Genomic DNA, 13,975 nt, shown 5'->3' on the forward strand with positions numbered 1-13,975 from the left:
CCGCCGACGGCTGCGTCGGCGGCAAACATGCCTGGGAAAGATCGGGCAGGTGGGGCACGGCGCTGACGCCATACCCCACCGCTCATACGAGGATCGTCAGTTCGACTGCGCGCCGCCGCCGCCGTAAATGTCGAAATCGAAGTATTTCTTCGAGATCTCGTCATACTTCCCGTTGGCGCGGATCGCCTTGATGCCGGCGTTGATTTTGCCCTTCAGTTCGGTGTCTTCCTTGCGCACGCCGGCGCCGACGCCCGGTCCGAGCACTTCGTCATCGGGAGCGACCATGCCCTTCAGGTCGCAGCAGGCCTTGCCCTGGTCGGATTTCAGGAACTCGCCAAGCGCGATGGAATCGGCCTGAACCGCATCGAGGCGGCCGGCGGCAAGATCGTTGTTGGCTTCGTCCTGGGTCTGGTATTCCTTGATCTCGGAGGCTGTGCTGCCAAAATGTTTCTTGGCGTAGACAGCGTGCACCGTCGAAACCTGCACGCCGACGATCTTGCCCTTGAGGTCGTCCGGGGCGGAGCCGAATTTCTGGTCCTTCGGGCCGATGATCGCGGTCGGCGTGTTATAGTACTTGTCCGAGAAATCGATCGTCTTCGCGCGCTCGGCGGTGATCGACATCGAGGAGACGATGAGGTCGATCTTCTTGGTCGTCAGTGCCGGGATGATGCCGTCCCAGGCGACCGGGGTAATGACGCAATCGAGCTTCTCCTCGGCGCAGACGGCATCGATGAAGTCGATCTCCCAGCCAACCCACTTGCCCGAAGCATCGGGCGAGGTGAAGGGCGGATAAGGCTCGGCGGCGACGCCGATCTTGACGGGATCGGCCTTGGCCACGCCCATGGCTGCGACGCCGAGCAGCAGCGCTGCGGCAAATGTCTTCAGAACGGTCTTCATTTCATAACTCCCAGTTTGTTGTTGGTTCCCGGTTTTCTTCCGTCCCGGCCTGTTCTAGCCGATGTTGCGGATGAACTGCTTCAGCCTTTCGGATTTGGGCGCGCCGAAGATCTGCTCGGGCGGGCCTTCTTCCTCGACCAATCCATTGTAGAGATAGACGACATGCGTCGCGACCTCGCGGGCGAACTTCATCTCGTGGGTGACCAGCACCATGGTGCGGCCTTCGCGCGCCAGGTCGCCGATCACCTTCAGCACTTCACCGACCAGCTCGGGATCGAGTGCGGAGGTGGGCTCGTCGAACAGCATGACGCGCGGATTGATGGCCAGCGCACGGGCGATCGCCGCGCGCTGCTGCTGGCCGCCCGACAGATAGGCCGGATAGACGTCGCGCTTTTCGGCCAGACCGACACGGGCGAGCAGTTTCTCGGCCTCGCCGATCGCCACATCGCGCTTGACGCCAAGCACATGTACGGGAACTTCGATGACGTTTTCGATCAGCGTCATGTGGCTCCACAGGTTGAAGTTCTGGAACACCATGCCGAGCTTGGAGCGGATGCGCTCGATCTGCTTGCGGTCGGCCGGAATGGTGTGGCCGTGGCTGTCGGCCTTGAGCTTGATCTCCTCGCCATTGACGCGAATGATGCCGCTGGTCGGGTTTTCCAGGCAGTTGATGCAGCGCAGCAGGGTGGATTTGCCGGAGCCCGAGCCGCCGATGATGGCGATGACCTCGCCGTCGCGCGCCGACAGCGAGACGCCCTTCAGCACATGCAGCTCACCGAACTTCTTGTGCAGGTTTTCGACGTGGATGGCTTCGGCGGCGCCGTCATGCGCCTTGCCGGATTGGACTGTGGCAGCTTCCACCACGCTCACTGGGTGACCTCTACAGGGTCGGTGGCGGTTCGTCGAACGTCTATCCGGCTAATCAACATATACGCTGTACTGCCCCGCTCCAGACTTCAGCATGGACCCAACGGCGCGAGCCCGTCAATCCTGCTTATTACGGCACTTGCGAGCTTGTTGTGCAAGTGTATAAATAGCCTTCCATGAAATTTTCTCGATTTTTTTCAGCGAAAAAGGACTTCGATGAGCGCTTTCGGATCACAGTCCATGGCGGCGCCGCTGCGCCGCGTGCTGATGCGGTCGGCGGCCAACGCCATGCGCAATGCCGACAGGGCTGCTTGGCACTATGGCCCGGGTTTCAATCCGGCGAAAGCGGCATCGCAGCACGCGCTCCTTGCTGAACTGGTGGCGGCTTCCGGTGCCGAAATCGAATGGATCGAGGACACGGCGGATGGACTTTCGGATTCGGTGTTCACGCACGACCCGTCGCTGATGACCGATCGCGGCGCGCTGATCCTGTCCATGGGCAAGCCGTTGCGCGCCAGGGAGCCCTCGCTGCATGAGGAAACCTACCGAAGGCTGGGTATTCCAATCCTGGGCCGCGTCGAGGTTCCTGGCCAGGTCGAAGGCGGTGATTGTGTATGGCTCGATGCCCGCACGCTGGTGATCGGGCGCGGTGTCCGCTCCAACCAGGAAGGCATCCAGCAGGTTTCCAACCTGCTGACGCCGCTGGGCGTTTCCGTCTACGGCTTTGATCTGCCGCTGTGGCAAGGCGAAGAGGCGTGCCTGCATCTGATGTCGGTGATCAGCCCGCTGGCCGACGACCTCGCACTGGTCTATTCACCGCTTTTGCCGGCCCCGTTCTATCAGATGCTGAAGGCGCGCAACGTCCGGCTGGTCGAAGGCGACGCCGAAGAGTTCGCGGCTTCCAACGGCCTTAGCCTGAACGTGCTGCCGACCAGCCCACACAAGGTCATTGCCGTCGCAGGCTTTCCAAAGACCAAAGCCGCGATGGAAGCCGCCGGCTGCACGGTCGAAATCTTCGAGGCGGATGCGCTCTGCATCGCCTGCGAGGGCGGGCCGACATGCCTGACGCGACCGATCCTGCGCCAATGAATATGCCATCCCGCCGCAGGTTCCGTCGCGAGGGCGAGGAGCGGCGGCGGCAGGATCTGATCGAGGCCACTCTGGACAGCGTGGCGGAACATGGCCTGCAGGGCGCCACCTTGCGCACCATCGCATTGCGTGCCGGCGTCACCGCTGGGCTGATCCGGCACTATTTTCCCGGCAAGGAAGAATTGCTGCAGGAAGCCTATGCAGCGCTGATGGGCCGCATGACCGAGCAGGCGAAAGCGGCTTTGGTCATGGAGAATGCCTCGCCTCGCCAGCGCCTTGCGGCTTTCGTCACCGCCAACCTCAATGCGCCGATCATCGATGCGCGGGTGTTTTCGCTCTGGGCAACCTTCATCGGCCGCGCCAGAGCGGATCCGACCTTGGCCCACGCCCACCGCGAAGGCTACCTTGGTTTTCGCAATGAGGTGGAGGCGGTTGTGGCTGAGGTGCTCGCCGCCGAACGGCGCAATCCGGACGCAAGCCAATTGCGCCACCATGCCATCGCGATTAATGCGATCATCGACGGACTCTGGATCGAAGGCTGCCTGGCCGGCGAGATGTTCTCGGCCGGCGAATTGGCGGCGATCGGCATCAAGACTGTCGAGGCCGAACTAGGCCTCGCGCCGGACGGGGAGGAAAACCAATGACGACACTCGGCGAAGCCCTCATCTCGCTGCTTGAAGCGCATGGCGTCGACACGGTGTTCGGGATTCCGGGCGTCCACACGGTCGAGCTCTACCGCGGGCTGGCGCGCTCGAATATCCGCCACGTCACGCCGCGTCACGAACAGGGCGCCGGCTTCATGGCCGATGGCTATGCGCGCGCCAGCGGCAAGCCGGGCGTCGCCTTTGTCATCACCGGACCGGGGCTCACCAACACCATCACCGCCATGGGGCAGGCACGCGCCGATTCGGTACCGATGCTGGTCATATCAGGCGTCAACGCCACGCCGACGCTGGGCAAGGGGCTGGGCCATCTGCATGAATTGCCGGACCAGCGCGGCATGATGGAGAAGGTGGCGCTGTTTTCGCAGCGCGTTACCGAGGCCGGCGAATTGCCCGGTGCCCTGGCGCAGGCCTTTGCCCTGTTTTCATCGGCGCGGCCCGGCCCGGTGCATATCGAGATCCCGACCGACGTCATGGTCAAGTCGGCGGATGGCATCGCTGCCATGCTGAGCAATGTGACCCCACCCGCGCCGGAAGGTGCCGCAATTGCCAGCGCGGCCAAACTCATCGGTGCCGCGCGCCGCCCGCTGATCCTGGTCGGCGGCGGCGCCAAACGCGCCGAAGCGCCACTGCGGCGTCTGGCCGAGCGGCTGGGAGCGCCGGTCGTCCAGACCACCAATGCGCGCGGCCTGCTGCATGGTCATCCGCTTTGCGTGCCGGCCAGTCCCAGCCTGAAGGCGGTACGGGCGCTGATGGCCGACGCCGACCTGGTCATTGCCGCCGGCACCGAATTCGGCCCGACCGACTATGACGGCTACAGCGATGGCGGCTTTGTCCTGCCCGCCAATCTGATCCGCATCGATATCGGCGCCGACCAGCTTGCCCGCCGCCCGGCGACGGTTTCGATCCAGGCCGATTGCGCTGAGGCGCTCGAAGCGCTGCTTCTGGAAACGGGCCATGTCCGGGCAAGCGAGGGCGGTTCGTCGCGCGCCGCTGCTATACGAAAAACAGCCTTTGCCGAGCTCAATCCGACACTGCAGGCACAGGTGCGCGCCGTCGAGATGATCCGCGACACCTTGCCGGGCGCGCTCATCGTCGGCGATTCGACGCAGCCGATCTATGCCGCCAACCTCTATTACGACCACGACCGCCCAGGCGGCTGGTTCAATGCCGCCACCGGCTTCGGCGCGCTCGGCTATGGCCCGCCGGCGGCGATTGGCGCGGCCCTTGCGATACCCGATGCGCCGGTTGTCTGCCTGACCGGCGACGGCGGCTTCCAGTTCACGTTGCCGGAATTGGGCGCCGCACTCGACGCGCAGGCGCCGGTCATCTTCGTCGTCTGGAATAACAGAGGCTACCGCGAGATCGAAACCTCGATGCTCGATGTCGGTGTCGAGCCGGTCGGCGTATCGCCGGCGCCGCCGGATTTCTGCAAGCTGGCCGAGGCCTATGGCATCGGCGCCGAACGGCTTGCCGACATCGACGCTCTCGCGGACGCGTTGAAGCGCGCCCGGGCCACCGGACTGCCGCGCGTCATCGAAATCACGGTTGACTGAAGGACGGTGCTACGTATTTCCCGTCTCGCCGCCCTGAACCACGGCCGGCCGGTGGGCGGACGCATGCAAAGACGCGACAACTGCCATGTCGAGATGTCAATTGAGTGACGGGGCAAAAGGCGCGACGCTTCGCGTCGGCGGCACAGAAACGACCTAACGATAAAAAAATGACAGGAGCGTCCAAGATGACGGAAACACTTGAAGGCAAGCATATCGTCGTGACCGGTGGAACCGGTGCGCTCGGCGGTGCGGTTGTCGGCAAACTGCTGAGTGACGGCGCGATCTGCCATGTGCCCAACGCCCATGCCGCCGCACCAGCGCATTTTCCCTTCGCCGCGCATGACCGTGTCCAGTTGGTGCACAATGTCGATCTCTCGGACCCTGCCAAGGTCGAAGCGTTCTACAGTCAGGTTCCAGGCCTGTGGGGCTCAATCCACCTGGCCGGCGGCTTCACCGCCGCACCGGTGGAAAAGATCGAGTCGGCGTCCTTTGCCGAGATGATGGACACCAATGCACGCACCGCCTTCCTGTGCTGCCGCGCCGCGATCCGCTCAATGCTGTCGTCGGACACGGCGGGCCGCATCGTCAACGTCACGGCGCGCGCCGGGCTCGATCCGCGGCGCGGCGCTGGCATGGTCGCTTACGCCGCCAGCAAGGCGGCGGTTGCCGCGATGACGGTGGCGATGGCCGAAGAGCTGAAGCACAGGGGCATCCTGGTCAATGCCGTGGCGCCGTCGACACTCGATACGCCGGCAAACCGCGCCGACATGCCGGATGCCGATGTCACCAGATGGGTCAGCCTCGAAGCCGCCGCCGAGGCCATCGCCTACCTTGCCTCGCCGGCCAATCAGGCGATGAGCGGCACGCTGGTGCCGCTTTACGGCAGGGCGTAACCTTCCAACCCTTCACGTCGGTCAAGTCAAAGAAAAACCCCGCCGGATCGCTCCGGCGGGGTTTTTGTTGAGGCCGCGCGCGAGGCGCGGCAGACAGCCGAAGCTTAGCTGCCCTGCTTCTTCAGCGCGGCACCCAGGATGTCGCCCAGCGAAGCGCCGGAGTCGGTCGAGCCGTACTGAGCGACCGCTTCCTTCTCTTCGGCGATTTCCAGCGCCTTGATCGAGACCTGCAGCTTGCGGGTCTTCTTGTCGAAGGCGATGACGCGGGCATCGACCTTCTGGCCAACGGTGAAGCGCTCGGGGCGCTGCTCGTCGCGGTCACGGCTCAGATCGGAGCGCTTGATGAAGGTCTCGATGCCGCTGTCGACCAGCCGCACTTCCAGACCGCCATCCTTGACGCCGATGACTTCGCAGGTGACGACCGCGTTCTTGCGCAGTTCGCCTGAAGTCGCCGCTTCGCCGACCGTATCCTTGGCCAACTGCTTGATGCCGAGCGAGATACGCTCCTTGTCGATGTCGACATCGAGCACCTGCGCCTTGACCATGTCGCCGCGATTGTACTCTTCGATGACCTGCTCGCCCGGACGGGTCCAGTCGAGGTCGGAAAGGTGCACCATGCCGTCCACGTCGCCTTCGAGGCCGATGAACAGGCCGAACTCGGTCTTGTTCTTGACCTCGCCCTCGACCTGGCTGCCGACCGGATGGCTAGAGGCGAAAGCCTGCCACGGATTCTCGAGCGTCTGCTTGAGGCCGAGCGAGATGCGGCGCTTGGCCGGATCGACCTCGAGCACCACCACGTCGACTTCCTGGGTCGTCGACAGGATCTTGCCGGGATGCACGTTCTTCTTCGTCCACGACATTTCCGAAACGTGGATGAGACCCTCGATGCCCGGCTCCAGCTCGACGAACGCGCCGTAGTCGGTGATGTTGGTGACGGTACCCTTGATCTTCTTGCCGATCGGGAACTTGGTGCCGATCTCGGACCACGGATCACTCTCGAGCTGCTTCATGCCGAGCGAGATGCGGTGGGTTTCCTGGTTGATGCGGATGATCTGCACCTTGACCGTCTGACCGATGTTGAGGATTTCGGTCGGATGGTTGACGCGGCGCCATGCCATGTCGGTGACATGCAGCAGGCCGTCGATGCCGCCGAGGTCGACGAACGCACCATAGTCGGTGATGTTCTTGACGACGCCTTCGACAACCTGGCCTTCTTCGAGGTTCTGCACGATTTCCGAACGCTGTTCGGCGCGGCTCTCTTCGAGCACGGTACGGCGCGACACCACGATGTTGCCGCGGCGACGATCCATCTTGAGGATCTCGAAGGGCTGCGGGTTGTGCATCAGCGGGGAGACGTCGCGGATCGGGCGGATATCGACCTGGCTGCGCGGCAGGAAGGCCACGGCGCCGTCGAGGTCGACAGTGAAGCCGCCCTTGACCTGGTTGAAGATGACGCCTTCGACGCGCTCACCCTTGGTGAACTTCTCTTCGAGACGAACCCAGCTCTCTTCGCGGCGGGCCTTCTCGCGGGAAAGCATCGCTTCGCCAAGCGCGTTTTCGATGCGCTCGACATAGACTTCGACGGTGTCACCGACCTTGAGGGTGGTGTCCTTGCCCTTGACGCCGAATTCCTTCAGCGGCACGCGGCCTTCGACCTTGAGGCCGACGTCGATGATGGCCATGTCCTTTTCGATCGCGGTGATCGTACCCTTGACGACCTGACCTTCGCCGGAATGGCCTGTGGTAAATGATTCTTCGAGCAGGCTCGCGAAATCATCGCGAGTGGGATTTGCAGCTGACATTGTTTCTCCTGGAGTGCCCCGCATCTAGAAGCGGGACGGGCGCCGTAGGTTAGCGTTGCGTTGGCCTGCCGGCGTTCCGGGCTACAAAAACCCTGGGCCGCTTTTTAAGCGGCAATTCCGGCGCATGAAGAATGCTGGCAGGCTGGTTCGTGCCCGATATGGGTATTTTCTTCGCCTCCGACAACGGAAATACGAGGGAAAACCCGGATCAGGCCTTGTCTCTCTTGGCTAGCACGTCGTCTATGATCGCCATGGCTGCAAGAAACGCGGCTTCTATAGCCATTTCGCTGGTATCAAGCAAGTGCGCGTCGACCGCCGGCTTCAACGGTGAGTCCGCTCGACCCATGTCGCGCTCGTCGCGGCGCACGATATCGGCGAGGATCTCGGTGAAATCAGCGGTCCCGCCGATGCTCTCGATCTCGGCCAACCGGCGCTGTGCCCGCACCTCGGCGCTGGCCGTCACATAGAGTTTGATGTCGGCGTCGGGGCAGACGACGGTGCCGATGTCGCGGCCGTCGAGCACGGCCCCGGGCGGCGTCTTGGCGAAGTCGCGTTGTTTCTCGACGAGGATGCGCCGCACCGTCGGGTACACGGCGACCTTCGAGGCTGCCTCGCCGACCGCATGCGCTGACAGCACCGCCCGGTCGAGCTTTGCCAGGTCGACCTGACGGGCAGCGGTTTCCGCCGCCGAGACATTGTCGAGCGGCAGGCCCAGCCGCAGCAGCGCATGGGCGACGGCGCGATAAGTGAGGCCGGTGTCGAGCAGGTTGAGGTGGTAATGGTCGGACAGCCGTCGCGCCAGCGTGCCTTTGCCGGCACCGGCGGGGCCGTCGATGGCGACTATCGTCATAGTTTTCCCGATTTATCGAAGTTCATCGTCTTTCTTTCCGGAATTGTCCATGAATTCTCTAATATTATGTGAGCACATTTTTAAGAAGTAATAGCCAAATGAGGAAATCCGATACAGCTCAACAGAGCATACTATGGTGCTATCTCTCATTTCAAACGAAATATCCTTTTTTTTCAATTAGAGACAAATTCCTAAGTACGGCGATATCAACTTTTATACCTTCATTATAAACGTCTTGCATATAGTTTAACGCGCCAAATTCTTTGCTCGATACAGAGGCGCTCATGTAGAAGGAGCCGGGTCCGGGCAAAATGCATTGTGCAAAATAAAAAAATGACTCGTAAGGATCATCAATCGAAATGAGTCTACGAATAGCCCCCGCAAGAATTAACGTTCTACGGGGATGATGAATAATCGGCGCCTCTGATACGATCGAATTTACTCGATCTCTGTACTGCCGATCTTCCTGGTCGGTTTTGTATTCTTTCTCATCTGTCGCGTTCCCTATCCAGAATATTCTCTCCAAGAGGCCAGCCTGATTTGAAGAGAGCTCAGATAGTACGTTTACGAGATGGGGGGATATCCCGCTGCCTGTCGCTGCGCTGGCAATAAGCTCCGCCCATCTTTCCATCATTTCAGCATCATCAGGGCTCTCGAGAGAGGCTTTCTCGAGAGCGGGAATCAATACCTTGTTAGGAATTGGACTAAATTGGCCGCTTTCTATGTCTAGGCGCTTTCGGGCAATCTTGGCTATCTCGACTAGAACGTCCTCCCGTTGAAGCCGAATCTGATCTGCGCGCAAACCACGAGCCTCTGATATCGGTCGGATGATATCCGTCAAGGCATCTAGCAAGCGACCGGAAGATTGGGGCGGAATTTCCGCCTTTATCTCAGCTTTGGCTCCTATGCCAACGTCGATATTTATCCCTACCTTCTTACCAGACTCGCTCTCGCCCATTTTATCGCCCTCAAGCTCCAATCTCCGCGCCCAGCCCCGTCATCAGCCCCATGAATTCCGGAAAGCTGGTCGCGATCATCGCCTGATCGTCGATGGTCACCGGCTTTTCGGTCGCCAGCCCCATCACCAGAAAGCTCATTGCAATGCGGTGGTCGAGATGGGTCTGCACCGTCGTGTCCTGGCCGTTGGGATGGCCGCCAAGCCCCTTGCCGCCCGGTTTGCCGCGCACGGCAAGCGAAGCCTCGCCCTCGGTGCAGTCGACACCGTTGAGCTTCAGACCATTGGCGACGGCAGACAGCCGGTCGGACTCCTTCACCCGCAGCTCCTCCAGCCCCTGCATCAGCGTTTCGCCCTCGGCGAAGCTGGCGGCGACCGCGAGCACTGGGTACTCGTCGATCATCGACGGCGCCCGCTCGGGCGGCACGATGACGCCCTTCAGCTCGGAGTAACGCACGCGCAGATCGGCGACATCCTCGCCGCCGGCATTACGCGGGTTGAGGATGTCGATCTTGCCGCCCATGTCCTGCAGCGTCAAAAGCAGGCCGGTGCGGGTCGGGTTCATCAGCACGTTCTCGATTGTGATGTCCGAACCCGGCACGATCAGTGCGGCCACCAGCGGGAAGCCGGCCGAGGACGGGTCGCCCGGCACGGCGATGGTCTGGCCGGTCAGCTTGCCCTGGCCTTCGATGAAGATGTGGCGCACGCCGCGTTCGTCGGTCTCGACCGACAGATTGGCGCCAAACCCCTTCAGCATCTTTTCGGTGTGGTCGCGCGTCATGACGGGTTCAATGACTGTGGTGATACCGGGCGTGTTGAGGCCGGCGAGCAGCACTGCGGACTTCACCTGCGCCGAGGCCATCGGCACGCGATAGGTGATCGGCGCGGCATGCTTCGGTCCATGCAGTGTGATCGGCATGCGGTCGCCCGGTGTCGCCTTCAGCACCTGCACGCCCATCTGGCGCAAGGGTTCGAGCACGCGGCCCATCGGCCGGCCCGACAGCGAGGCATCGCCGATGAAGGTCGTCTCCATGTCATAAGTGCCGACAAGGCCCATGGTCAGCCGCGAGCCGGTGCCGGCATTGCCGAAATCGAGCGGGCCTTCCGGCTGCAGCAGCGCCCCATTGCCGGTGCCGCGGATCACCCACTCGTCGCCGTTCTTCTCGATATGCGCGCCCATTGCCTTCATGGCCGCACCCGTGCGCATCACGTCCTCGCCTTCGAGCAGGCCGGTGATGCGGGTCTCCCCGGAGGCGAGGCCGCCGAACATGAAGGAACGGTGCGAGATCGACTTGTCGCCCGGCACGCGCGCGATGCCGGAAAGGGCTGGGGATTGGCGGGCGGTGGCCGGCTTGGGGGCGGCGGCGTGAGACATGGAATTTCCCTGGACGGAATGCCGGCAGGCCGGCGCTTTTCATTTGTTGCGGCGGTCTCGTATCACGGTGGGGCGAAATGGTCATCCCCATGGTCGTCACTTGATGCGAGGCCTTTCAATGCATGGTTTTGTGACGCCGGCTTTTCGCTTTGACAGCGCTGCAAACTGTGGTTAAGGGGACCACTCTTTTATTGACGAGGCTTGCCGTGGCAAAAACCGAACTTGGCACAAAACGTATCGACCCGGAGACGGGCCGAAAATTCTACGACCTGAACAAGGACCCGATCGTCTCGCCCTACACCGGCAAGACCTATCCGCGTTCCTATTTCGAGGAAGGCAAGATTGCCGCTCTCGAGGAGGAAGAGGAAGTGGCCGAGAAGGAAGTGGACGCCGAGGAAGAAGAAGGCGTTGAGGTCGTCTCGCTCGAAGAGGCTGATGAGGACGTCAAGGGCGACGACCTGCCGGATCTTGGCGACGATGAGGACGACGTCGATCTCGGCGACGACGAAGATGACACTTTCCTTGCCGACGAAGAGGAAGAAGACGACGACGTCGCCGACATGATCGGCGTCGGAGACGACGACGACGAGGTCTGATCGGCCTTGAAAGCGGGCGTTTGCGGGCTTTCGTGGCCTGTGAAGAAAAAGCGGCTATCGAAGGCTTGATATCTGAGAAGGGCGGGGTTAGAAGCCGCCTGCACTAACGGCGTGGTCTCCAACCCGCGCCGGATCTCTTCGCCGGAAACGGCGCCGGTTGACTGCCGGAAGTGGGGCCATAGCTCAGTTGGGAGAGCGCTTGAATGGCATTCAAGAGGTCGTCGGTTCGATCCCGATTGGCTCCACCAAACAGTTCCTCTGCAATTCGCAGCCGATGAATGTGCCGCACTGCGGCCGTTGCGCTTGGTGGCCAGTTCAGGCAACGCCGCTGAAAGCGCCTCCATCAACGGAACGAACGAGCCATTTCTTGAGAGCGATGGCTCGCCGGACAAAGTCCTCACTGTTCATGGAGCGCTTAGAGACTGAAAGGCAGCCCGATCACCACTCGGCGAAGGAGCCGTCCTTGTGGCGCCAGACCGGATTGCGCCAGCGATGGCCTTCCTTGGCGCGTTCCTTGACATAGTCCTCGTCGATCTCGACACCCAGTCCCGGTCCGTCGGGAATGGCGACATAACCATCCTCGTAGCGGAAGACATCCTTGTTGGCGGCATAGTCGAGCAGGTCGTTGGCGGCATTGTAGTGGATGCCGAGGCTCTGCTCCTGGATGAAGCAGTTGTAGCTGACCGCGTCGAGCTGCAGGCACGCAGCAAGCGCGATCGGCCCGAGCGGGCAGTGCGGCGCCACGGCCACATCATAGGCTTCCGCCATCGCCGCGATCTTGCGGCATTCGGTGATGCCGCCGGCATGCGACAGGTCTGGCTGGATGATATCGACGACACCTTCCTCGAACACCGACTTGAAGTCCCAGCGGCTGTAGAGCCGCTCACCGAGCGCAATCGGCGTCGAGCCAAGCGCGGCGATCTCCTTCAGCGCCTCGCGGTTTTCGCTGAGCACCGGCTCCTCGATGAACATCAGCCTGTAGGGCTCCAGCTCCTTGACCAGGGCGCGCGCCATCGGCCGGTGCACGCGGCCGTGAAAATCGACGGCGATGCCGATGTTGGGCCCCACGGCCTCGCGCACCATGGCGACGCGTTCGACAGCGGCATCGATCTTGTCGTGGCTGTCGACGATCTGCAACTCCTCGGTACCGTTCATCTTCAACGCCAGGAAACCGCGCGCAACCATTTCCCGGGCACCCGCCGCGACTTCCGCCGGCCGGTCCCCGCCGATCCAGGAATAGACCTTGATCGTGTCGCGCAGCTTGCCGCCGAGCAATTCATGCACAGGCACGCCGAGCGCCTTGCCCTTGATATCCCACAGTGCCTGGTCGATGCCCGCAATGGCGCTCATCAGGATCGGCCCGCCACGGTAGAAGCCGCCGCGGTGCATCACCGTCCAGTGGTCCTCGATCAGGCGGGGATCCTTGCCGATGAGGTAATCGCCAAGCTCCTTGACCGCTGCCTCGACGGTCAGTGCCCGGCCCTCGACGACCGGCTCGCCCCAGCCGGTGACGCCGGCATCGGTCTCGATTTTCAGGAACAGCCAGCGCGGCGGAACGATGTAGGTGGTGAGCGAGATGATTTTCATGCGCAGTCTCAGTTGCTCTTGAGTTTCTTGGCGCTGCCGAGGTCGCGCGCCGCGAGGTCGAGGATCTTGTTTGCCGCCCCGCGTGCCGCCTCGGCATTGCGCATGCGCAGCGCCTCGACCACCTCGCGGTGCGCCGCCACGGCCTCCATGCGCCGGTCGAGCGAAATCACCGCCGTCGCCTCGAGCGAGAATTTCAGCCCGGTGTCGATGAGATTACCGATCTGGCGAAAGATCGGGTTGTGGCTCGCGGCATAGACGATCTGGTGGAAAGCGATGTCGCTGCGCGAGAAGGCGGCGAGGTCCTCGCCAGCGCCGGCCATGCCTCGCCATGCCGCTTCGAGATCGGCGATTTCCTGCAGCGTCGCGCGGGTGGCGGCGAGTTCTGCGACCAGCGGTTCGATGGCGCGGCGCGTTTCGAGGATGGCGTCGAAGAGCTTGTCGTCCAGCGCGTGCGGCGCGTGCCAGGCGAGCACCTGCGGGTCGATGATGTTCCAGTCGTCCTCGTTGCAGACGATCGTGCCGATGCGTGGCCGCGACAGCACCAGCCCTTTGGCGGCCAGCACCTTCAGGGCTTCGCGGATCACGGTGCGGCTGACGCCATACTCGACGCCGAGCTCGTTTTCGGTCGGCAAGGAGGAGCCGGCCGGATAGCGCCCGGAGAAGATGTCAGAGGCTATCGCCTTGGTCACATCCGGCATCACGCGCGGGCGGCGAGTGGTCGTATCTCCCGGGGCTTTTTTCAGAATCTCGGTCACCTCAGCCCTCCTCCAAGGCGGCGAACCGCTGGTTTCGCACAGCCGGTCCGCCCTTAACGGATGCGGATCAATTGCGCCAGCGATCGCTGGT

The 13,975-nt window shown here is 62.4% G+C and carries 13 protein-coding genes and 1 tRNA gene; 6 read left to right on the forward strand and 8 right to left on the reverse strand.

Annotated features, from left to right (window positions below; genetic code table 11):
* Positions 1-96 precede the first annotated feature (96 nt).
* On the reverse strand, positions 97-897 hold the full coding sequence (locus NP503_RS28800) for a transporter substrate-binding domain-containing protein (RefSeq protein WP_023811511.1): 801 nt from the start codon (positions 895-897) through the stop codon (positions 97-99).
* Positions 898-951: 54 nt separating this feature from the next.
* The gene (locus NP503_RS28805; protein ID WP_127268708.1) at positions 952-1,767 is read right to left on the reverse strand and encodes an ABC transporter ATP-binding protein; all 816 of its coding nucleotides are present in this window, start codon (positions 1,765-1,767) and stop codon (positions 952-954) included.
* A gap of 213 nt (positions 1,768-1,980) precedes the next feature.
* Between NP503_RS28805 and NP503_RS28810 the strand changes: the two genes are divergently transcribed.
* From NP503_RS28810 to NP503_RS28825, 4 genes are all read left to right on the forward strand, one after another.
* The gene (locus NP503_RS28810) at positions 1,981-2,853 is read left to right on the forward strand and encodes a dimethylarginine dimethylaminohydrolase family protein (RefSeq protein ID WP_127268707.1); all 873 of its coding nucleotides are present in this window, start codon (positions 1,981-1,983) and stop codon (positions 2,851-2,853) included.
* On the forward strand, positions 2,850-3,497 hold the full coding sequence (locus tag NP503_RS28815) for a TetR family transcriptional regulator C-terminal domain-containing protein (protein WP_236383290.1): 648 nt from the start codon (positions 2,850-2,852) through the stop codon (positions 3,495-3,497). Before NP503_RS28810 ends, NP503_RS28815 begins: the two co-directional genes overlap by 4 nt.
* Positions 3,494-5,071, forward strand: a complete 1,578-nt coding sequence (locus NP503_RS28820; RefSeq protein WP_127272414.1) for a 5-guanidino-2-oxopentanoate decarboxylase — start codon at positions 3,494-3,496, stop codon at positions 5,069-5,071. The genes NP503_RS28815 and NP503_RS28820 overlap by 4 nt, the downstream gene beginning before the upstream one ends.
* Positions 5,072-5,256: 185 nt before the next feature.
* Positions 5,257-5,964 (forward strand): SDR family NAD(P)-dependent oxidoreductase, encoded by a 708-nt coding sequence (locus NP503_RS28825; RefSeq protein ID WP_236383291.1) that lies wholly within the window; start codon positions 5,257-5,259, stop codon positions 5,962-5,964.
* Between the two features lie 104 nt (positions 5,965-6,068).
* Here the strand turns inward: NP503_RS28825 and rpsA are convergent, their stop codons facing one another.
* The 4 genes from rpsA to aroA form a co-directional block, all read right to left on the reverse strand.
* A complete protein-coding gene (gene rpsA / locus NP503_RS28830; protein ID WP_013528183.1) occupies positions 6,069-7,766 on the reverse strand; it encodes a 30S ribosomal protein S1 in 1,698 nt (565 codons plus the stop codon).
* 208 nt (positions 7,767-7,974) lie between these two features.
* Complete coding sequence (gene cmk / locus NP503_RS28835) at positions 7,975-8,616, reverse strand: (d)CMP kinase (RefSeq protein WP_127269104.1); 642 nt, start codon at positions 8,614-8,616, stop codon at positions 7,975-7,977.
* Positions 8,617-8,767: 151 nt separating this feature from the next.
* Complete coding sequence (locus NP503_RS28840) at positions 8,768-9,574, reverse strand: hypothetical protein (RefSeq protein WP_127269105.1); 807 nt, start codon at positions 9,572-9,574, stop codon at positions 8,768-8,770.
* Between the two features lie 10 nt (positions 9,575-9,584).
* Positions 9,585-10,946, reverse strand: a complete 1,362-nt coding sequence (gene aroA, locus NP503_RS28845; RefSeq protein ID WP_127272415.1) for a 3-phosphoshikimate 1-carboxyvinyltransferase — start codon at positions 10,944-10,946, stop codon at positions 9,585-9,587.
* A gap of 206 nt (positions 10,947-11,152) precedes the next feature.
* Here aroA and NP503_RS28850 point away from each other — a divergent pair, with 206 nt between their 5' ends.
* Complete coding sequence (locus NP503_RS28850; RefSeq protein ID WP_013528180.1) at positions 11,153-11,542, forward strand: TIGR02300 family protein; 390 nt, start codon at positions 11,153-11,155, stop codon at positions 11,540-11,542.
* A gap of 172 nt (positions 11,543-11,714) precedes the next feature.
* Positions 11,715-11,790, forward strand: a tRNA-Ala gene (locus NP503_RS28855).
* Between the two features lie 190 nt (positions 11,791-11,980).
* On the opposite strand, the gene dgoD is transcribed toward NP503_RS28855, so the two are convergent.
* Positions 11,981-13,129 carry a galactonate dehydratase gene (gene dgoD, locus NP503_RS28860; RefSeq protein ID WP_127267760.1) on the reverse strand — a complete coding sequence of 383 codons (1,149 nt, stop codon included), beginning with the start codon at positions 13,127-13,129 and terminating at the stop codon, positions 11,981-11,983.
* An 8-nt stretch (positions 13,130-13,137) separates the two neighbouring features.
* Positions 13,138-13,884 (reverse strand): FadR/GntR family transcriptional regulator, encoded by a 747-nt coding sequence (locus NP503_RS28865; RefSeq protein ID WP_127267761.1) that lies wholly within the window; start codon positions 13,882-13,884, stop codon positions 13,138-13,140.
* Between the last annotated feature and the right edge of the window lie 91 nt (positions 13,885-13,975).

The sequence above is a fragment of the Mesorhizobium sp. SEMIA396 genome (assembly GCF_024518615.1).
Lineage (GTDB): Bacteria > Pseudomonadota > Alphaproteobacteria > Rhizobiales > Rhizobiaceae > Mesorhizobium.